21 protein-coding genes and 1 pseudogene are annotated in these 18,691 nt (G+C 74.1%); 12 read left to right on the top strand and 10 right to left on the bottom strand.

The window, feature by feature from the left end:
• The first annotated feature begins 61 nt into the window (after positions 1 to 61).
• The 4 genes from TR50_RS29705 to TR50_RS29690 all read left to right on the top strand — a co-directional run bounded on the left by TR50_RS29705 (position 62) and on the right by TR50_RS29690 (position 2,949).
• Entirely contained in the window at positions 62 to 1,426 is a 1,365-nt protein-coding gene (locus TR50_RS29705; RefSeq protein ID WP_236654637.1) for an MFS transporter, read from the top strand.
• Positions 1,427 to 1,526: 100 nt separating this feature from the next.
• Positions 1,527 to 2,075: a hypothetical protein gene (locus tag TR50_RS29700; protein ID WP_152648711.1), complete on the top strand. Its 549-nt coding sequence runs from the start codon at positions 1,527 to 1,529 to the stop codon at positions 2,073 to 2,075.
• A 134-nt stretch (positions 2,076 to 2,209) separates the two neighbouring features.
• On the top strand, positions 2,210 to 2,626 hold the full coding sequence (locus TR50_RS29695) for a nuclear transport factor 2 family protein (RefSeq protein ID WP_042429021.1): 417 nt from the start codon (positions 2,210 to 2,212) through the stop codon (positions 2,624 to 2,626).
• 23 nt (positions 2,627 to 2,649) lie between these two features.
• Entirely contained in the window at positions 2,650 to 2,949 is a 300-nt protein-coding gene (locus TR50_RS29690) for a hypothetical protein (RefSeq protein ID WP_042429019.1), read from the top strand.
• Positions 2,950 to 3,036: 87 nt separating this feature from the next.
• Here TR50_RS29690 and TR50_RS29685 read toward each other — a convergent pair whose 3' ends face one another.
• The 4 genes from TR50_RS29685 to TR50_RS29670 form a co-directional block, all read right to left on the bottom strand.
• Positions 3,037 to 5,391, bottom strand: a complete 2,355-nt coding sequence (locus tag TR50_RS29685) for an FtsX-like permease family protein (RefSeq protein ID WP_042429016.1) — start codon at positions 5,389 to 5,391, stop codon at positions 3,037 to 3,039.
• Entirely contained in the window at positions 5,388 to 6,113 is a 726-nt protein-coding gene (locus TR50_RS29680) for an ABC transporter ATP-binding protein (protein WP_042429097.1), read from the bottom strand. The genes TR50_RS29685 and TR50_RS29680 overlap by 4 nt, the downstream gene beginning before the upstream one ends.
• A gap of 5 nt (positions 6,114 to 6,118) precedes the next feature.
• Positions 6,119 to 6,643 (bottom strand): PadR family transcriptional regulator, encoded by a 525-nt coding sequence (locus TR50_RS29675; protein WP_042429013.1) that lies wholly within the window; start codon positions 6,641 to 6,643, stop codon positions 6,119 to 6,121.
• A 195-nt stretch (positions 6,644 to 6,838) separates the two neighbouring features.
• Positions 6,839 to 7,186: a hypothetical protein gene (locus tag TR50_RS29670; protein WP_042429010.1), complete on the bottom strand. Its 348-nt coding sequence runs from the start codon at positions 7,184 to 7,186 to the stop codon at positions 6,839 to 6,841.
• 314 nt (positions 7,187 to 7,500) lie between these two features.
• On the opposite strand from TR50_RS29670, the gene TR50_RS29665 reads away from it, so the two are divergent.
• The 3 genes from TR50_RS29665 (at position 7,501) to TR50_RS29655 (ending at position 8,840) form a co-directional block, all read left to right on the top strand.
• A complete protein-coding gene (locus tag TR50_RS29665) occupies positions 7,501 to 7,965 on the top strand; it encodes an SRPBCC family protein (RefSeq protein WP_042429008.1) in 465 nt (154 codons plus the stop codon).
• Positions 7,962 to 8,312, top strand: a complete 351-nt coding sequence (locus TR50_RS29660; protein WP_042429005.1) for an ArsR/SmtB family transcription factor — start codon at positions 7,962 to 7,964, stop codon at positions 8,310 to 8,312. Before TR50_RS29665 ends, TR50_RS29660 begins: the two co-directional genes overlap by 4 nt.
• An 87-nt stretch (positions 8,313 to 8,399) precedes the next feature.
• The gene (locus TR50_RS29655) at positions 8,400 to 8,840 is read left to right on the top strand and encodes an SRPBCC family protein (RefSeq protein ID WP_042429001.1); all 441 of its coding nucleotides are present in this window, start codon (positions 8,400 to 8,402) and stop codon (positions 8,838 to 8,840) included.
• A gap of 13 nt (positions 8,841 to 8,853) precedes the next feature.
• On the opposite strand, the gene TR50_RS29650 is transcribed toward TR50_RS29655, so the two are convergent.
• Together TR50_RS29650 and TR50_RS29645 are read right to left on the bottom strand one after the other, a co-directional pair.
• Positions 8,854 to 9,630, bottom strand: a complete 777-nt coding sequence (locus tag TR50_RS29650; RefSeq protein ID WP_042428998.1) for an anti-sigma factor — start codon at positions 9,628 to 9,630, stop codon at positions 8,854 to 8,856.
• Entirely contained in the window at positions 9,627 to 10,178 is a 552-nt protein-coding gene (locus TR50_RS29645) for a sigma-70 family RNA polymerase sigma factor (RefSeq protein ID WP_042429093.1), read from the bottom strand. Before TR50_RS29645 ends, TR50_RS29650 begins: the two co-directional genes overlap by 4 nt.
• Before the next feature lie 230 nt (positions 10,179 to 10,408).
• Here TR50_RS29645 and TR50_RS29640 point away from each other — a divergent pair, with 230 nt between their 5' ends.
• The 4 genes from TR50_RS29640 (at position 10,409) to TR50_RS29625 (ending at position 14,670) form a co-directional block, all read left to right on the top strand.
• A complete protein-coding gene (locus tag TR50_RS29640; RefSeq protein WP_042428995.1) occupies positions 10,409 to 11,716 on the top strand; it encodes an NAD(P)/FAD-dependent oxidoreductase in 1,308 nt (435 codons plus the stop codon).
• A gap of 143 nt (positions 11,717 to 11,859) precedes the next feature.
• Complete coding sequence (locus tag TR50_RS29635; RefSeq protein ID WP_042428993.1) at positions 11,860 to 12,549, top strand: DUF1365 domain-containing protein; 690 nt, start codon at positions 11,860 to 11,862, stop codon at positions 12,547 to 12,549.
• On the top strand, positions 12,546 to 13,826 hold the full coding sequence (locus TR50_RS29630) for an SAM-dependent methyltransferase (protein ID WP_042428990.1): 1,281 nt from the start codon (positions 12,546 to 12,548) through the stop codon (positions 13,824 to 13,826). Before TR50_RS29635 ends, TR50_RS29630 begins: the two co-directional genes overlap by 4 nt.
• A 28-nt stretch (positions 13,827 to 13,854) precedes the next feature.
• A complete protein-coding gene (locus tag TR50_RS29625) occupies positions 13,855 to 14,670 on the top strand; it encodes a DUF1295 domain-containing protein (protein ID WP_042428987.1) in 816 nt (271 codons plus the stop codon).
• Here the strand turns inward: TR50_RS29625 and TR50_RS29620 are convergent.
• The 3 genes from TR50_RS29620 to TR50_RS29610 form a co-directional block, all read right to left on the bottom strand.
• On the bottom strand, positions 14,622 to 14,969 hold the full coding sequence (locus TR50_RS29620) for a WhiB family transcriptional regulator (RefSeq protein ID WP_042428984.1): 348 nt from the start codon (positions 14,967 to 14,969) through the stop codon (positions 14,622 to 14,624). The two genes, TR50_RS29625 and TR50_RS29620, sit on opposite strands and share 49 nt — an antisense overlap.
• A gap of 4 nt (positions 14,970 to 14,973) precedes the next feature.
• Positions 14,974 to 15,264: a hypothetical protein gene (locus TR50_RS29615; RefSeq protein ID WP_052441472.1), complete on the bottom strand. Its 291-nt coding sequence runs from the start codon at positions 15,262 to 15,264 to the stop codon at positions 14,974 to 14,976.
• 272 nt (positions 15,265 to 15,536) lie between these two features.
• Complete coding sequence (locus tag TR50_RS29610; protein WP_042428981.1) at positions 15,537 to 16,454, bottom strand: oxygenase MpaB family protein; 918 nt, start codon at positions 16,452 to 16,454, stop codon at positions 15,537 to 15,539.
• Positions 16,455 to 16,635: 181 nt separating this feature from the next.
• Here TR50_RS29610 and TR50_RS29605 point away from each other — a divergent pair, with 181 nt between their 5' ends.
• Positions 16,636 to 18,450, top strand: coding sequence for a pectate lyase-like domain-containing protein (locus TR50_RS29605; protein WP_084701181.1), 1,815 nt, complete (start codon positions 16,636 to 16,638; stop codon positions 18,448 to 18,450).
• A gap of 13 nt (positions 18,451 to 18,463) precedes the next feature.
• On the opposite strand, the pseudogene TR50_RS47145 reads toward TR50_RS29605, so the two are convergent.
• Positions 18,464 to 18,691, bottom strand: a pseudogene (locus TR50_RS47145) (hypothetical protein); the annotation flags it as partial.

Here is an 18,691-nt window from a genome sequence, read left to right as displayed (position 1 = left end):
GGTTGACGGGAGTCGTCAATCGACGTGACCGGTGCCCGCGCCCGGCGCGACGGTGAGCGGCATGACCACCGCCATGAGCACCGCCACGAGCACCGCCGTGAGTACCGTGACGAACACCGCCTCGGGACCTGCCGAAGCCCGACCGGGCACGTCCGCCGACGTCCCCTCGCCGGACCCCGCCGCACGCGCCGGGAGTCCCGGGTGGCGGGCGCTGCTGCGGGCCGGGGGCGGTACGCGGTACGTCGTCGCCCTCGCGGTCGACGCCCTGGGCTCGGGGCTGCTGCGTCCGTTCCTGTTGCTGTACGGGGTCGAGGTGCTGCACCTGGGCGTGGCCCGCGCGGGACTGGCCATGACCGTCGGGTTCCTGGTCGCTCTCGCGGCGGTGCCGTTCGCGGGGCGCTGGATCGACCGGGGCGCCCGCTCAGCCGCCGTGGCCGGCGCGATGACGGTGCGGGTGCTGGGCGTCGCGCTGCTCCTGGCGGCGGGCGTCCCGGGGGTGTCGCCGCTCGCGGTGTTCGCCGCTGCCGCGCTCTTCCTGGGCGTCGGCAACCAGTGCTGGCCGCCCGCGCACGCGGCGCTGGTCGCCGCCGTCGCCGAGGAGCGGCTGCGGGACGGAGCGCTCGCGGCGGGGCGGGCGGTGCGCAATGCCGGACTCGGGGCGGGGGCGTTGATCGCCACGGTCGCGACGGCGGGCGGCCCGGGGGCGCTGCGGCTGCTGGCGGTCCTCACCGCGCTGGGCTACCTGCTGGCCGGGATGCTCGTCGCCTCCCTGCGGGTGCGGGTGCTCCCCGTGCTCCCCGTGCTCCCCGGCAGCGAAGGCCGCCGCGCGGCCGCGGGACGGTCGGCGCGCGGCGGGTTCACGGTGTTCGACCTCGCCAACCTCCCCTACGCGTTCAACTTCAACGTCCTGGAGGTGGCTCTGCCCGCCTTCCTGGTCACCACCCTGCACGCGGGCGCCGCCTGGGGCGCCGGGATCTTCGTCGGCAACACCGTGCTGGTGGTGCTCTGCCAGGTCGCGGTGGTGCTGTGGACGGCGCGATGGGGTCGGCGGACCGCGATGGCGGCGTCCGGGGTCGTGCTGGCCGGGTCGTACCTCGGCTTCTGGCTCGCGGGAATGGCGGGCGGGGTCTGGGCCGCGCTCGGGGTCTCGGCGGTGTCCGTGGTGCTGACCGCCGGGGAGATCATGTACACCGGCAGTGCGACGGCTCTGGTCGTCGCGACCACCGAACCGGACCGTCTCGGCGCGGCGTTGGCCCGCTTCCAGCTGAGCAGCGGGGTCGGGCTCGCGGTCTCCCCGGCCGTGCTGACCGCGCTTCTCGCGCTCGGCTCGGCCGCGCTCTGGCTCCCGCTCGCCGCGGCCACTCTCCTCGCGGCGCTCGCGATCCACCGCTGGCACCCGGCGGGCCGCTCCGGCGAGGGGAACTGACACCACGTCGCCGGGAACCGCCGTCCATGGCCACTACCATTCGACGAACGATCACCAGTACGACGTCCGTGCCATGCGCGCCGAGTCCGGGAGCAACTCCGTGAAGACGATCAGCAGTGACGCACGGGTGGAGCGTACGACGGCGGGCTCGCGCAAGCGGGGACGCCTGGTCGCCGTGACGGCCGGATCGGCCTTGCTGGCGGCGATCGCCTGTGTCACGGCAGTGCTCTCCTTCGGCGGAGGCAGCAAGAAGGAGCAGTTCCCCGGCGCGCTCTCCTACACGTCGTCGAACACCACCTGGGAACGTGCGTTCCGCTACTTCCGGATCGACACCGGCGCGCCGATGGGCCCGGTGCACTACGTCGGGTGGCTCGACGGCGAGGGCAACGCGTTGTTCGCCTACTTCACGATCGACTGCGATGCCGTTCCAACCTTCGCCGCGACTTCGTCGCTGCGGAAGGTTCCTTCGATGTACGACCTCTACGGATCGGTCTTTCCGATGATCGAGCTGTTCGCCGGACGGCACGCCGGTTGGAAGGCGTCGCCCGGCGACGTCTGGTACTCGCGCAGCACCGCTGATCCGAACCAGGCGTTCGGCGCTGTGCTGCAGGACGTCGGCGGGGTCTGCACCATGTACATCGGTAGCTGAGCACCGCCGGACCGCCCGCGTGACTGCTGGGCCGTCCCGGTGAATCGGCGGGTGTGCTTGCTCGCGCCGTCGGTGCGGGCCGCGGCCGCTTCCTAGGGTGCAGGGAGGCGCAACGTGGCTTGGAAGGTTGACCGATGAGTACCGACGGCAACATCGAGATCGTCCGCTCGTGCTACGAGATGTTCCGCAAGGGCGACGCGGCCGGGATCCTGACGGCGTTGAGCGACGACGTCGACTGGGGCGTGGAGACCACGACGAACGTCGCGCCCTGGTACGGCCTGCGCCGGGGCAAGACCGAGGTCGGCGCGTTCTTCCAGGCGTTCGGCGCCACGATGGACGTGGAGGACTTCACGCCGCTGGTGTACGCCGCGAGCGGCGACGACGTGCTGACGGTGGTGCGCTGTCATGCCCGGCACCGGGCCAGCGGGCGGGCCGTCCGGATGAACCTCCATCACCACTTCACCCTCCGCTACGGGCTGATCGTCCACTACCGCGGCACCGAGGACACCGCCCAGGTAGCCGCGGCGATCCAGTCCCCGGCCCAGTTCTGAACGGCTGAAAGGAACGGCCCACCATGGCTGTCGTCATGACGATGCGCTGGCCCGGCGTCACGCCCGAGCAGTACGACCGGGTGAGCGCCCTCGTGGATCTGGAGGGCGACGCGCCGGACGGGCTGGTCCTGCATGTCGCGTCCTTCGCCGACGGGGCTCTCCAGATCACCGACGTCTGGGAGAGCCCCGAGCACTTCGAGCGCTACTTCGGCGCGCGGCTGGGCGCGGCGATCAAGGAGGTGGGTCTCCCGGGCGCACCCGAGACCGGCTACACGCCGCTGCACCGCCGCCTGATCCCCCCGGGCGTCACCGGCGCCGCCTGATTGACGCGGCATCACAAGGCATACGCGGCATCACACCGAGTCGCACCGCGTCACACCGCATCTCGAACCAGGCGGCGCCGCCGCGCGCTACTCGGTGCGCAGCCCCTCCGCGCGCATCAGGCGCCACAGCGCCGGCATGCTGATCAGGGTCGCCAGCAGGGCGACGGCCGTACCGGCGCCGACCAGCTCCGCCACCGAGGTCCAGTCGAAGCCCCCCGGCGAGCGGGTGATCCGCAGCAGGATCGCGCCGAGGCCGACGCCGAAGCCGAGGGCCAGGCCGAGGCCGAGGAACATCGGCACCGCGGTCTGCCACAGGACGGACAGCGCCAGCGTGGAACGCCGCGTGCCGAAGGCGACCAGGACCGCCAGCAGCCGCCGCCGCTCCCGCAGTTGCTCGATGGTGCCGAGGGCGAGGCTGAGGCCGATCAGCACCATGGTCGCGGCCGCGCCGACGATCACACCTCGGCGCAGCGCGTCGAAGGAGTGGAGTGTCACGCTGGAGCTGACGGTCGTCACGTCCAGGGTGGGATCCACCGACACCGCCGCGTTGCGGGCGCGTTCGACGGCGTCCTGCTCGTTCGGGGCCAGGCGCAGCTGGAGTTGGGCGTACGGCAGGTTCAGCCGGTCGACCGACAGGGCCTGCGGGGTGGCCAGGACCTCGGGGTCGTTGACGACGGTGCCGCTGCCCGAGCCGGTCAGGACCGTCTGCGCGGCTCCGGCGGGCACCTTCCACAGGCGCGGCTTGGGGCGCGGGCCGTCGCCGTCGGGATCGGCCAGGTCCAGCACGGTTCCGGCGGGAACGCCGACGGTGTAGACGCTGCCGGGACGGCAGTCGCTGATGCGGGCCGCCGACTGGAGGGCGGCGCAGTCCCCGACGGTCAGCTGGATCCGGTTCCAGTCCGACGGCGAGGTGCCGGCCTTGCCCGGCTCGACCGCGCCAGCGGTCACCTGGGCGTTCACGCCGAGGACCCCTGCGGTCGCCCGCAGCCGGCTGGTGAGCTCGTCGAGCTCGCTGGAGCCGGTGATGCCGTGCCCGAGCTGGGCCTGGACGTGTTGCGGGTCGAGGCCGGTGTCCTTGGTGTAGAGCCCGGTCACCCCGGCGAACAGCGTCTGGATGCCGATCGCGCCGGCGACGGCCACGGTGATCCCGGCCACGGCGCGGGCCGCCGTGCCGCCGGACATCTGGAGCCGGCGGCTGCCGAGCTGGAGCGGCACGGGGCCTGCTCCCATCCGGGCCACCACCCGCTCGATCAGCCAGGGCAGCAGCGACGCCACACCCACCAGCAGCAGGAGCATCCCCGCCGGAAGCAGGGTGGAGTTCCCGTCGCCGACGCCGCCGTTGAGGGCGGGGACGAGCAGTCCGATGCCGAGCAGCGGCGGCAGCAGCCGCCACCACAGGCGGCGGCGGACCGGCATCGAGCGACGGACCACGCCGAGGGGCTCGATGGCGACCCCGCGTAGGGCGAGGGCCGTCACCAGGACCGAGCACAGCGGCACGGCGAGGGCGATCAGCGCCGCCATCCCGAGCCCCGGCGTGACGTCGTGCGCGAAGACGCTGAGCCCGGCGATCTCGATGCCGCCGATGACCACCCGGCCGACCTGGAAGAAGAGGAACCCGGCGAGCACGCCGAGCGCTCCGCCGACCAGCGCCTCTCCGGCCGCGGTCCGGTGGGTTCCGGAGATGTCGGCGCCGATGAGCCGCAGCGCGGCCAGGCGCCGGTCGCGCCGCTCGCCGCCGAAGCGGGCGGCCGTGGCCACGAACACGGCGATGGGCAGCAGCAGGACCACGAAGGCGACGACGGACAGCAGCACGAGGATCGGGTTCATCCCGCTGTCGACGTAGTGGCCGCCGATGCTGTTCGTGCGGTAGAGGGCGTCGCTGGTCATGGTGCTGTTCGCCAACCGCAGGGAGCCGTCCCCCGCGTAGTAGGCGAGCTCGGAGGGCCCGAGCAGGCCGGCGTCGGAGATGGTGCCGACGATGCGGTAGGGCAGCCGCTCGCGCAGCAGTGCGCCCTGAGGTGACGTCAGGACCCGCTGGAGGGCGGGTGAGGCGTACATGGTGCCCGGGGCCGGGTAGGCGGGCAGCCCGGCGACGACCTTGACGGCCGGCCCCTCGGGCTTGACGAGCCTGCCGTAGACGTCCTCGCCGTGCCAGGACGTGTCGCCGTCGCCGACGAGCATGGTGTCCGGGCCGGGCTGGAGCGGGGCGCCGAAGTAGGTGAGGTCGCGGGCCGCGCCGCGCTGCGAGCGGTCGGCGACCAGGCCCGGGACCGTGGTGCCGAGCAGCAGCATCGCCACGCCGAGCCCGACGCCGAGGGCGCTGAGCACCGTGCGTACGACCGCTTCGCGCCCGGACAGGGCGAACCTGGCGCCGAGCGCCAGATCGCGCGCCCAGCTCCGGAGGCGCTCCCCCGTGTCGGGCGTTCCCCCCGCGGCGGTCACAGCGCGGCCGCCGGCGTGGTGGCGCGTCCGTCGCGGACGACGACCTCGCGGTCGGAGTAGGCGGCCACCCGCACCTCGTGGGTGACCAGGACCACCGCGGCGCCGGTGTCCCGGGCGGCGGCGGTGAGCAGTTGCATGGCCCGCTCGCCGTTGAGCGAGTCCAGGGCTCCGGTGGGCTCGTCGGCGAAGACCACGCGCGGTCGGGGCGCGAGGGCGCGGGCGATGGCGGCGCGTTGGCCCTGGCCGCCGGAGACCTCTCCGGGCCGTTTGGTGGCGATGTCCGCGACCTCCAGCCGCTCCAGCCACTCGGCGGCGCGCGCCTCGGCGTCCTTGCGGCGCGTCCCGGCGAGCCGCAGCGGCAGCGCGACGTTCTCCAGGCAGGTCAGCTCGGGGACGAGCTGGCCGAACTGGAAGACGAAGCCGAAGTCGGAGCGGCGCAGCGCGCTGCGCCGGGCGTCGCTCAGCGCGCTCAGCTCCAGGCCCTGGTAGTGCACGGTGCCCGCGTCGGGGCTGACGATGCCGGCGAGGCAGTGCAACAGCGTGGACTTGCCGGACCCGGAGGGGCCCATCACGGCGACGATCTCGCCGCCGCGGATCTCGAAGTCGGCTCCGGCGAGCGCCGGGGTGGCGCCGTAGGTCTTGTGCAGGCCGGCCGCGGAGAGCAGCGGCGCGCCGTTGCCGCCGGGGTGGGCGCCTTGCGCGGACGGGGCGGTGGGGGTCATCGGGTTCATCGGGTGAGCTCCTCGGCGAGCTGGTCGATCCGCGCGGCGGTCAGCTCCAGCCAGCGCATGTCGGCTTCGAGGTGGAACAGGGCGTGGTCGCAGATCAGCTGGTCGGACAGGTCTCCGCCGGCCTTGCGCCGGGTGAGTTCGCGCATCAGGCGCAGGTGCTCCGAGCGCTGGGTGTCCAGGATGTGCTGCGCGCTGCGCCCGGTGAGCAGGGCGACCACGACCTTGGTGTAGAGGGCGCTCTGCAGGTAGGGCTCGGGCTTCTCGGGCTGGGCGAGCCACTGCTCGACGTCGGTGATCCCGGCGTCGGTGATGGCGTAGCGCTTGCGGTCCGGGCCCTCGCCGGCCTCGATGCCCTCGACCTCGACCATGCCGTTCTTCAGCAGCCGCGCCATGGTCGCGTAGACCTGGCCGTAGTGCAGCGGGCGGTCGTGGCCGAAGCGCTCGTCGAAGGCGCGCTTGAGGTCGTAGCCGTGTCTCGGGCCGGATTCCAGCAGGCCCAACAGGGTGTGGCCGATCGTCATGCGACGACTATACATACGGGGTATACACGCAGTGCATACCCCGACAGGAGGGACTCCGGCCCCCCGATCGGGGGGAAACGGCGGTCGCGCCTCCGGTCACGACGCACGCGTGGCGGCGCGTGGACCCGGGGACGGGCCGACCCACAGGCCGCGCCCGAGCACGGAACGGACCGAACCCCCGGACGGGCCGGGACCTCAGGTCGAGGACGCGCGCGTGGTGTCCAGGGCGCCGGTGATGGCGCGGATGATCGCGTCGATGCCCTCGACGCTTCCGGCCGGGGCGGCGAGGGAGAGCGCGGCCGTGCGGGCCGCGTGCAGCGCCTCCTGGGCGCGCAGCAGCGCACGGCGGTCGTGGGCGGGCTCGCAGAGCAGCTCGGCGTTGTCGAGGACCGCCACGGCGGCGGCCGCGCCGACCGCCCGGTCCATGACGGCGCGGACGGCGCACGGGTCGCCGGTCGGGGCCAGCTCCGCGCCCGCGGTGGTGACCTCGGCGTTGAGCCGCGACAACGGCTCACCGACCAGACTGGAGATGGTGCGGGACATGCGGACTCCCCCTGTGACTGCGACACGCATCGACGCCCCGCCGGTCCCGAGGAAGTGCGAGACATGGTTCCGGGCCGGGCGACGCCCAGTCTGCCCCGCCCGACGCGGCCCTGTCACCCATCACCCCGTCACCCCCGACCTCGACGATCTTCCTCGACCCCCACCCTCCGCCACAGAAAGCGGAGTTGGCCATTCCGATCGACTCGCGCGACACGTCGCGCCGTTCAGGCAACCTTTGGTTGCGCATCTTCGCCCACCGGCCTAGAGTGATAAGCAACCAAAGGTTGCGAGAGCCGAGAGCGAGGAGCAGCGCCATGGAGTTCGGCAGCATCGAACGGGAGATCCACGTCGACGCGACGCCGGAGGTGGTCTACGAGGTCGTGAGCACGCCCGAGCACCTGCGCGGCTGGTGGCCGGACGACGCCCGGTTCGAGTCGGCGCCCGGCGCCACCGGGGTCCTCACCTTCGGAGACGGCTCCTCGCCCGACGCGCACGCCGTGCCGCTGACGGTCGTCGAGGCCGATCCGCCCCGCCGGTTCTCCTTCCGGTGGATGCACGACGAGAACGAGTCCGCGGCGGCGGACAACTCCCTCCTGATCACCTTCGACCTGGTCCCCTCCGGCGCGGGCACCCTGCTGCGCCTGACCGAGACCGGTTTCCGGGAGCAGGGCTGGGAGGCGGCCGTCCTCGAGGAGCAGTACCGCGACCACGTCACGGGCTGGGACCACTACCTGCCCCGGCTCGCCCCCTACGTCGCCAAGCTGGTGCAGGCGCCGTGAGCGTCATCGTCGACGACGAGCTCTGGTCCGCGGTGGGCGACCCCATCCGGCGGCGGATGCTCGACCTGCTGCTGACCGACGGCGGCGGCACCGCGACCACGTTGAGCGAGCGCCTGCCGGTCACCCGGCAGGCGGTCGCCAAGCACCTCGGCGTGCTGGACCGCGTCGGCCTGGTGCACGCCACCCCGTCCGGCCGCGAGCGCATATACGCGGTGGACGAGGCCCAGTTCGCCCGCGCGGTCGCGCAGCTGTCCTCCGTCGGGGCCGCCTGGGACGCGCGCCTGCGCCGGATCAAGCGGATCGCCGAGGCCATCCAGCAGAGCCGGGAGCCCCGGCCCGAAACCTGACCCGCACCCGCACCCGCACACACCACGCATGCGCATGCGCATGCGCATCACGACCACAGGCAAAGACACACGCAAGGAGGCATCGTCATGGTGGACATCCTGCACAGGATCGGGGTCACCACGTCCCCGGAGCAGGTCTACGCGGCCCTCACCACCGTCGAGGGCCTGGCCGGCTGGTGGACCGAGGACACGGACGGCGACGGCGACGTCGGCGGCGTCCTGCGGTTCCGGTTCGAGCCCGGCGGCTTCGACATGTCGGTCCTGGACGCCCGCCCCAAGGAGTTCGTGCTCTGGGAGGTCGTCGACGGTCCCGCAGAGTGGATCGGCACACGGGTCCGCTTCGACCTCTCCGAGGCGGACGGCTTCACGATCGTCCGCTTCCGGCACGAGGGCTGGCGGGAGCCGGTGGAGTTCATGTACCACTGCAGCACCAAGTGGGCGACCTTCCTGCTCAGCCTGAAGAAGCTGCTGGAGACCGGCGAGGGCGACCCCGCGCCGCGCGACCTCAGGATCAGCGACTGGCACTGACCCGGCCTGCGCCTCACGCGGCCGCGAACGGCATCAGCGCGATGGGCGCGGTGGTGGGGTGCAGCGAACCACCGTCGGGCTCGACGGTGATGCCCATGCCCTGGGCCTGGGCGAGGGGACCTTTCAGCAGCACGGTCTGGTCGCTCGCGCCCGGGGCTACCAGGCCCGCCGGGCGCATGACCCCGGCGTCGTCGAACCAGAGCTGGTAGGTCTTCCCCGAGGGGAGGTCGGGCAGCCCCGGGGTGAGGAAGACGGCCCTGTTCTCGCTGCGCGAGGTGACGACGGTGGCGTGGCCGCCCTGGCCCGCACCGCCGACGGCGCCGACGACGGCGTGGGCGTCGGGGGCGGACAGCACGGCGGCGATCTGCGCCGTCTCCGCCTGCGCCTGCTGGGCCTGCTGGGCCTGCTGGTGGGCTTCCTCGGCGCGGGTGTACTGCCAGGCGGCGACGCCGCCCAGGGCGACGGCCGCGGCCAGGCTCGCGGCGAGGGCGAACCGCGCGCCCCGGCGGGCCCGGGCGGGGGCCGTCGAAGCGCGCGGAGCGGGCACCTCGACCTGCGGCGGCTCCTGCCGGACCTCGGCGATGCGCCGCAGCACCTGCTGCTTCATCGCCGCAGGCGGGCTCTGCGCGGCGGCCTGGGCCAAGCGGGCGCTGGTGGCCTGGAACTCCGCCACCTCCACCGCACAGGAGTCGCAGTCGGCCAGGTGCTCCTCGAACGCGGCGCGTTCGTCCTCCTCGAGCGCGCCGAGCGCGTAGGCCCCGGCGAGCATGTGCAGGTCGGCGCCGGTCATGCCGTCACCCCCAGGCAGTCCCGCATCCGGATCAGGCCGTCCCGCATCCGCGCCTTGACCGTGCCCAGCGGCACCGCCAGCAGCTCCGCGACCTCCCGGTAGGTCAGGCCGCGGTAGTACGCCAGCACCACCGACTCGCGCTGCGTCCGCGTGAGCGCCTGGAGGCAGCGCCGGACGTGCTCGCGCTCCAGCCGGTGGTCCACCGCCTCGCTCACCTCGTCGTAGGCCGGGGTCTGCTCCAGCAGGGCCGCCTTGTGCTCGCGGTCGGTGGCGGCCTGTGCGCTGCGGACCCGGTCCACCGCCCGCCGGTGCGCGATCGTGAGCACCCACGCCATCACGCCGCCCTTCTCGGGCCGGAACCGGGCGGCCGTGCGCCAGACCTCCACCAGCACCTCCTGGGCGACCTCCTCCGACTGCGCCGGGTCGCGCAGCACACTGCGCACGATGCCCAGCACCGGTCCGGCGATGTGCTCGTACAGCGCCGCGAAGGCGTCCTGGTCCCCCTTCGCCACCTGGAGCAGCAGCTCCTCAGGCCGCTGCCCCGGCACCGGCGGCGTGCCGAGGAACGTCGGCTCCGAGCCGTCGCCCCTCCTGGTGCTGTGCGGTCCGTCCACGGCGCTCCCACATCCCCTTGGCTCCGGCGGCGCCCGGTCGGCCGGGCCCGCGTGATCCATCCTCTTGCTCCTTCTTCGCAGCCGCGCGGCGCCCGGACGGGTGCCGGACGCAGAATTCCTGCGCCGGCCCACCCGTCCGGGCGCCCGGCGGCTCCGAATGCCTCATGTCGGAGCTGGACCGGTCGAGGACCTGGGGAGGTTTCACGGTGGTGCGGGAACAGGTCGCGGTGGTGGGCGCCGGGGTGGCCGGGCTGACCGCCGCCCACGTGCTGCAGAAGCGGTTCGACGTCACCCTCTACGAGGCCGACGAGCGGCTCGGCGGGCACGCGCACACGCACGAACTGGTCGACGGGCGCGGGCTGCCGCAGCGCGTCGACACCGGGTTCATCGTGCACAACCGGCGCACCTATCCGAACCTGCTGCGGCTCTTCGCCGAACTCGGGGTGGCCACCCAGGAGTCGGAGATGAGCATGTCGGTGCGGTGCGACGGCTGCGGTCTGGAGTACGCGGGCGCGAGGGGGCCGCGCGGGCTGTTCGCGCAGCCCCGCCGGGCCGCGGACCCCCGGTACCTGCGGATGCTGGCGGAGGTGCCCGTCTTCCACCGGCGGGCCCGCCGTCTGCTGGCGGGGGCGGCGGACCCGGCCGAGCCGACCGTGGGCGAGTTCGCGCGCCGGCACGGGTTCTCCGCCTATTTCACCAGCCACTTCCTGACCCCGCTGGTCTCCGCCGTCTGGTCCTGCCCCGGGGAGGTCGCCCTCGCCTACCCCGCCCGCCACCTGTTCCGCTTCCTGCACCACCACGGCCTGCTGGCGGTCACCGGCTCGCCGACCTGGCGCACCGTCACCGGCGGTTCGCAGGAGTACGTGCGCCGGGTCGCCAAGCAGCTGCACGAGGTCCGCGCCGGCACGCGGGTGACGCGGGTCGTGCGCGGCGCCGGCGGCGTCGAGGTCGGGGACGCGGCCGGAGGGGCCAGGGCGTTCCGGGGCGTCGTCCTGGCCCTGCACCCGCACCACGCACTGGCCGTGCTGGACGAACCCACCGCCGCCGAACGGGAGTTGCTGGGCGCGTTCGGATACTCGCGCAACCCCGCCCTGCTGCACCAGGACGCCTCCGTGCTGCCGCGGTCCCGTGCCGCGCGGGCGTCGTGGAACCTCCGGCTCCCGGCGTGCGACGCGGACGCCGGGGCGGTGCAGGTCTCGTACGACATGAACCGCCTCCAGCGGCTGGACACCCCGGACCGGTACCTGGTGACGTTGAACGGCGGCGGGCTGGTGGACCCGGCCTCGGTCCTGGACGAGATGGAGTACGAGCATCCCGTCTACACCCGCGAGTCCGTCGCGGCGCAGGCGCGGCTGCCCGAACTCGACACGTCGGTCTGCGCGTTCGCGGGGGCCTGGCGCGGCTGGGGCTTCCACGAGGACGGCTGCCGATCCGGGGTCGCGGCCGCCGCCGCGCTGGGGGTGGCGTGGTGAGCAGCGTGCCCGCGGCCTCGTCGCCCGCCCCCGCCCGGGCGGCGTCAGCCCAGGCGACGTCCGGCCGGGCGACGTCGGGCCAGGAGAGGTCAGCCCAGGCGAGGTCGGCCCCGGCGACGCTCTACGAGAGCCGCGTACGCCATGTGCGCACCACGCGGCAGCGCTACCGCCTCGACCACCGCACCTACTACTGGCTCGTCGACGTCGACCGGCTCCCGCGTGTCGCCCGCCCGCTGCGGCCGCTGGCGGGCTTCTCGGCGCGCGACCACTTCGACGGCCGCGGACCGACCATCCGCGCCGCGCTGGACCGCTTCCTGGCGGGCCAGGGCGCGACCGTCCCGGACGGACGGGTGCTGATGCTCACCCAACCCCGGGTCCTCGGGTACGTGTTCAACCCGCTGACCGTCTACTGGTGCCACGACGCCGACGGCTCGCTCGCCCAGGTGGTCGCCGAGGTGCACAACACCTACGGCGGCCGGCACGCCTACCTGCTGGGCCCGGACGCCGCCGTGGGCGCGACGGCCGAGAAGGTCTTCTACGTCTCGCCCTTCCTCCCCGTCGCGGGCCGCTACCGGATGCGTCTGCCCGTCCCCGGCGAGCGGCTCGACCTCACCGTGCGGCTCGACCTCGACGGCGCGCCGGCGTTCACCGCGACCGTCCACGGAACGGCCCGGCCCTGCACGCCCTGGACGCTGGCCGCCTCCGCCCTGCGGCATCCGCTCGCCCCACTGGCGGGCTCGCTCGCCATCCGCTTCCACGGCGTCCGGCTGCGCCTTCGCGGGCTGCCGGTCCTGCCCCGTCCCCGCCACCAGCCCCAGGAGGGCTTGAAGTGACCCTTCAGCAGACTTCGCAGACGCAGCCGACGCCGCTCCTGCGGGACCGGCTCGACCCGCAGCGCTGGGCCGACGTCGTCCGCGTGCCGGCCAGCTCACCGCTGCGCACCGCCGTCGCCCGCGCCGTCATCACCCGCGCCCTGCGGCGGTTGCCGTTGCGGGTGGTGATGGGCGGGCAGGTCCTGGGCCTCGGCGGCCCGCTGCTGGTGGTGCACGACCCGGAGGCGTTCACCGCGCGCCTCGCCGCGGACGGCCTGATCGGCTTCGGCGAGTCCTACCAGGCCGGCGAGTGGGACGCGCCCGACCTGCCCGGCGCGCTGACCGTCATGGCCGAGCAGCTGACCACGCTCGTCCCGCCCGCCCTCCAGCGCCTGCGACGCCTCTGGGAGCGGCGGCAACCGGACGACGCCAACGGCGAGGACGCCGCACGGGAGAACATCCGCGCCCACTACGACCTCTCCAACGACCTGTTCCGGCTCTTCCTCGACGACTCGCTCACCTACTCCAGCGCCGTCTTCCCCCAACTTCCGGCTCGCTGGGCGGAGTTGGAACCGGCGCAGCACGCCAAGACCGACCGCCTGCTGGACCTGGCCGGCGTCGGCCCCGGCAGCCGGGTGCTGGAGATCGGCACCGGCTGGGGCGAGTTGTGCGTCCGCGCGGCCCGGCGCGGCGCCACGGTGCTGTCGCTGACGCTCTCGACCGAGCAGCTCGCACTCGCCCGTGACCGCGTGCGCGCGGCCGGTTTCGCGGACGCGGTCGAGATCCGGCTCCAGGACTACCGGCGGCTCGACCCGGTGCGCGACGGGCGCTTCGACGCCGTGCTCAGCGTCGAGATGATCGAGGCCGTGGGCGTGGAGTTCTGGCCCGCCTACTTCCGCGCCATCGACGCGATGCTCGCGCCGGGCGGCCGGGTGGCGCTCCAGGCGATCACCATGCCGCACGACCGGCTGCTGGCCACCCGGCGCACCTACACCTGGATCCACAAGTACATCTTCCCCGGCGGCATGCTGCCCTCCAACGAGGCCGTCGACGCCGTCACCCGGACGCACACGGACCTGCGCGTGACCGGCAGCGACGGCTTCGGGGAGCACTACGCGGAGACGCTGCGGCTGTGGCGCGAGCGCTTCACCGCGCACGCCGCGCAGCTCGCCGGGCTGGGCTTCGACGAGGCGTTCCGGCGCATGTGGACGCTCTACCTCGCCTACTCCGAGGCCGGGTTCCGCTCCGGCTACCTCGACGTCCGGCAGATCCAGCTGACCCGGGAGGGCCGCGCATGAGCGCGTCGGCGGCGTCAGGGGCGACGCGGTGAGCGGGTTCCCGTGGGCGGCGTTCGCGGTCGGCCTGGGGGCGGCCGCCTTGGCCTCGCTCGCCGTGATGCTGGCGACCTTCGCGCTCGCGCTGGTCAAGGGGGTGCACCGGATCGTCGACAGCGCGTGGGGTCTCGCGTTCGCGGCCGTCGCCGCGACCTCCTGCGCGCTGGCGGCGACGCAGGGGCACGGGGACCCGGCGCGTCGCGCGCTCGTCACCGCGCTGACGGTGGCGTGGGGGCTGCGGCTGGCCGTCCACATCGCGTGGCGCGGGCGCGGCCACGGCGAGGACCCGCGATACGCACGGCTGCTGGCCAAAGCCGGAGGGGGTTCGGCGGGACGGGCCTGGTACGCGTTGCGGATGGTCTACCTGCTCCAGGCGGCGCTGGTCTGGCTGGTGTCCCTGCCCGTGCAGGCCGCCTGCTACGCACCGGAGGCGCTCGGCCCTGCCGCCGTCGCGGGAGCGCTGGTCTGGGCGGTCGGTCTCGCCTTCGAGGCCGTCGGCGACCGGCAACTGCACGTGTTCAAGGCCGATCCCGCCAACCGGGGCCGGATCATGGACCGGGGCCTGTGGGCGTGGACCCGGCACCCGAACTACTTCGGCGACTTCCTGGTCTGGTGGGGTCTGTGGCTGCTCGCCTGCACCAGCGTGCCGGTCGCCGCGGCCACCGTCGTCTCACCGCTGGTGATGACGTTCCTGCTGACCGCGGGCAGCGGCAAGGCGCTGCTGGAACGCCACCTGGCCGACCGTCCCGGCTACGCGGACTACCGGGCGCGCACCAGCGGCTTCGTCCCGCGGCCGCCGCGCCGCTGAGCACCGCGCCCGTTCCCGCGGCCGGGCCCGCGGCGCAGCACGGTGCCGCGCTCGTCCTCGGTCATCCCGCCCCACACGCCGTAGGGCTCGCGGGTGGCCAGGGCGTAGTCGCGGCACTGGCGGATGACCGGGCAGGCGGCGCAGACCCGCTTGGCTTCCTGCTCCCGGTCCGCGAAGTCCCGGCCGCGCTCGCCCGCCGGGTGGAAGAAGAGCCGGGTGTCGCGCTCGGCGCAGGCCGCCTCCTCCTGCCACGCCCAGGCCCATGTCACCGGTCCGGGAAGCTCCGGCTTCCGCCCCATCGGATCAGGCCTCCCGCACGACGTAGCGGGCGCCCCCGCGAACGGCCCGTCCGGCGCCGCGGACCTGCGCGCGGGTGCAGTCCAGGTGGACCACGCGGTCGGTCAGGTCGATCGACACGATGGCGCCGACAGGGAGCAGCAGGGGCTCGCCGCCACGGTCCGCGTCACCGTCGGCGTCGGCGTGCCCGGCGATCCTGCCGAGGCGCTCGTCGGACGCCCGCACCTCGAAGCCGGACAGGTCCATGGCCGGTTCGTAGCCCGTGTGTTGGCGAAGCGCCGAGACGGTGGTGGTCATGGGGGGGTCCTCCTCTTCCCTCTTCCGACAGGGGTGCGACCGGGCCTGACGGCGCGCCCGCGGGGATGCGCCTGCCCCCGACGACGCGGCGCACACGTTCCCCCCGGGCCCGTTTGCCCGGCTGCGGACGGGGCAGGCGCTGCCCGTCGGCGCGGCAGGACGAACCGCGGCCGACACGAGGGAGGCGGTCGGCGATACGTCCCCCGGCGCCGACGCGCCTCCCTTGAGGTCCGGGCTCCGCGTCCAAGCCCCCTGGGGCGCGGGGCCCGGCCTCATGCGTCCGGCGGGTCCGGTGGGCCCGGCGGGCTCGGCGTCTCCGGAGCGCGCGGCGTCTGCGGCGGACGCGTCGCCCAGCGGATGCCCCGGACCAGGAGGTGGCCGGCGACCGGCGCCGAGGCGCGCACGGGCATCGGCAGCGGGAGTCCGAGCGCGATCCGCGCCCACCAGGGCAGCAGGTCGACCGCGGCGAGCGAGAGGCCGAGGTAGGCGGGCCTGGCGACGAGCGGCAGGGGCGGGTCGAGGACCAGGTACCGGGCGGCGTCGCGGGCGGCGGGTGTCACGGACAGCTCGGCGTGGAACTCCGCGAACCGCCGCTCCAGCGCGGCCACGTCCGTCGGCGGCGCGAGGACGCCCAGGGCGCGGGCCACCCGCGCCGTGTCGGCGACGTACCCGTCCTCCTGCCGCGGTGTCAGCGGCTGCGCGCCGTACCGGCGGTAGGCGGCGAGGAAGCAGCGGATCTCGGCCAGATGGACCCACTCCAGCAGGTGCGGGTCCGTCGCGTCGTAGGCGCGGCCGTCGGGGGCGGTGCCGTGGACGTCCGCGTGCACGGACCTGACCCGGTCCACCGCGGCCTGCGCGTCGGCAGCGGTCCCGTAGGTGGTGGTGGCGAGGAAGACGCTGGTGCGCTGGAGGCGGCCCCAGGGGCTGTGCCGGTAGGCGGAGTGCTGGTCGACGGCCGCCATCGCCAGCGGATGGAGGGTCTGCAGCAGCAGGGCGCTGAGGCCGCCGACGAACATGGACGCGTCGGCATGGACCGTGCGGATCGGCCGGTCCGGGCCGAACCAGCGGGGGCCGGGGGTGTCGTGGATCCGACTGCGGACCTCTTCGCCGTCGGGGCCCGCCACCCGCGCGAAGATCGCGGTCCCGACGTCGCGGCGGAGCCGCTCGGCTCCGTGGCGGAGGGCGTCCATGCCTTCGATTCTGCACCTTCGCACCGAAGGCCGGCACGGCCGCTCCTCCGGCTTCATGATGTGAACGCACGGCGAGCCCGGGGCCGGGATTGCCTCCACTCCATTGACGCACCATCAGTGGCAGTGCTTCACTCCCGCAGAGAGCGCTCTCTGACCCCACCCGTCCACTGCTGGGAGAGCAATGCCCGTCGCCCCGAACCGCCGTACCGTCCTGCGTCGTTCGATCGCCCTGGCCGCCGCGCTGCCGCTGGCGGGGGCGCTGCCCACGCCCTCGGCCTCCGCCGCGCCGTCGTCCTCCGCCGGGGCCCGTCGACCGGCCGCTCCGGACCTCGGCCCCAACGTGCTGCTGTTCGACCCCTCCATGGGCGACGCGGCGATCCAGGCCCAGGTCGACGCCGTCTTCCAGACGCAGCAGTCCAACCAGTTCGGCACCGAGCGCTACGCGCTCGCGTTCCTGCCCGGCACCTACGACGTCGACATCAACGTCGGCTTCTACACCCACGTCCTGGGGCTCGGCGACTCGCCCGACGACGTCGTCATCAACGGCCACGTCACCGTGGACGCCCAGTGGTTGGGCGGCAACGGCACCCAGAACTTCTGGCGCGCGGCGGAGAACCTGTGCATCGTGCCGCCGGACGGCCTGGAGCGCTGGGCCGTCGCCCAGGCCGGTCCGATGCGCCGGACCCACGTCAAGGGCGACATGACGCTGTGGCCCAGCCCGCCCGGCAACCGCTGGTCCAGCGGCGGCTTCCTGGCCGACAGCGTGGTGGACGGCCAAGTCGACTCGGGCTCCCAGCAGCAGTGGCTCTCGCGCAACGACCACTTCGGCAGCTGGACCGGGTCCAACTGGAACATGGTCTTCGTCGGCACCGAGGGCGCCCCGGCGCAGCACTTCCCGAACCCCGCCTGGACCGTGGTCGACCGCACCCCGACCGTGCGCGAGAAGCCGTTCCTGACCGCCGGACCCGACGGCTCCTACCAGGTCTTCGTGCCCGCGCTGCGCGGGAACTCCGCCGGACCGACCTGGACCTCCGGACGGGCGGCCGGGCACAGCGTCCCGCTGTCACGCTTCCATGTCGCCCGCCCCGGCGAGAGCGCCGCGACGATCAACCGCGCGCTGGCCCAGGGGCGGCACCTGCTGCTCACCCCGGGCGTGTACCCGCTCTCGGCCCCGATCGAGGTGCGCCGCCCCGGCACCGTGGTCCTCGGCCTCGGGCTCGCCACCCTCCAGGCGACGCACGGCAACGCGCTGATCGAGGTCGCCGACGTGGGCGGGGTGACGGTCGCCGGCGTGCTGCTGGAGGCCGCCTCGGCCCACTCACCGGTGCTGCTCCAGGTCGGCGACGGTCGCAGCCGGACCCGTCACTCGGCCGACCCCACCGCCCTGTTCGACGTCTACGCCCGCATCGGCGGGGCCGTCCCCGGCGGCGCCGGCGTCAGCGTGCGGATCGACAGCAACGACGTCGTCTGCGACAACCTGTGGCTGTGGCGCGCCGACCACGGCAACGACGGCTCGGTCGGCTGGACCGTCAACCCCGCCGACACCGGCATCGAGGTGAACGGCGACCGGGTCACCGCCTACGGCCTGGCGGTGGAGCACTACCAGAAGTACGAGGTGCTCTGGAAGGGCGACCACGGCCGCACCTACTTCTTCCAGAACGAGCACCCCTACGACGTGCCGACCCAGTCGGCCTGGACGCACGGCGGAACCCTCGGCTACGCCGCCTACAAGGTCGCCGACTCGGTCACCGACCACCAGGCGTGGGGGCTCGGCAGCTACTGCTTCTTCGACCTGAACGCGAACATCTACACCGACCGCGCCTACGAGGTGCCCGACGCGCCCGGCGTCGTCCTCACCGACCTGATGACGGTGTGTCTGAACGGGGCGGGCGGCGGCGGCATCCTGCGCTGCGTCAACGACAGCGGGGACCCGGTGCAGAACGGCTTCGGCACCTTCTACATGACCGGCTACAGCGACGGCGTCGGCACCGTCTGAGCCTGCGGCCGCGTCACCGTCGCCCCGCCCGCCCGCTCACGGGCGGGGCGACGAGCACGTCCCGGGCGGCGACCGCGAGGTCCACCGCCGCGCGCAGGCTCGCCGGCCGCACGGCCGCCTGCGGCGCGCCCGCCGAGCGCCAGCCGGGCCCGCCGAGCAGCAGCAGCGGGCTGTGCCGGGCGCCCGCGACGCCGAACGGCAGGGTCAGCAGGGCGGGGCGAGCGCCGGGCCGCGGTGCCCC

Source organism: Streptacidiphilus anmyonensis (assembly GCF_000787855.1).
Lineage (GTDB): Bacteria > Actinomycetota > Actinomycetes > Streptomycetales > Streptomycetaceae > Streptacidiphilus > Streptacidiphilus anmyonensis.
The sequence above is the reverse complement of the archived record's forward strand: the minus strand, read 5'-3'. Positions and strand labels throughout refer to the sequence as shown.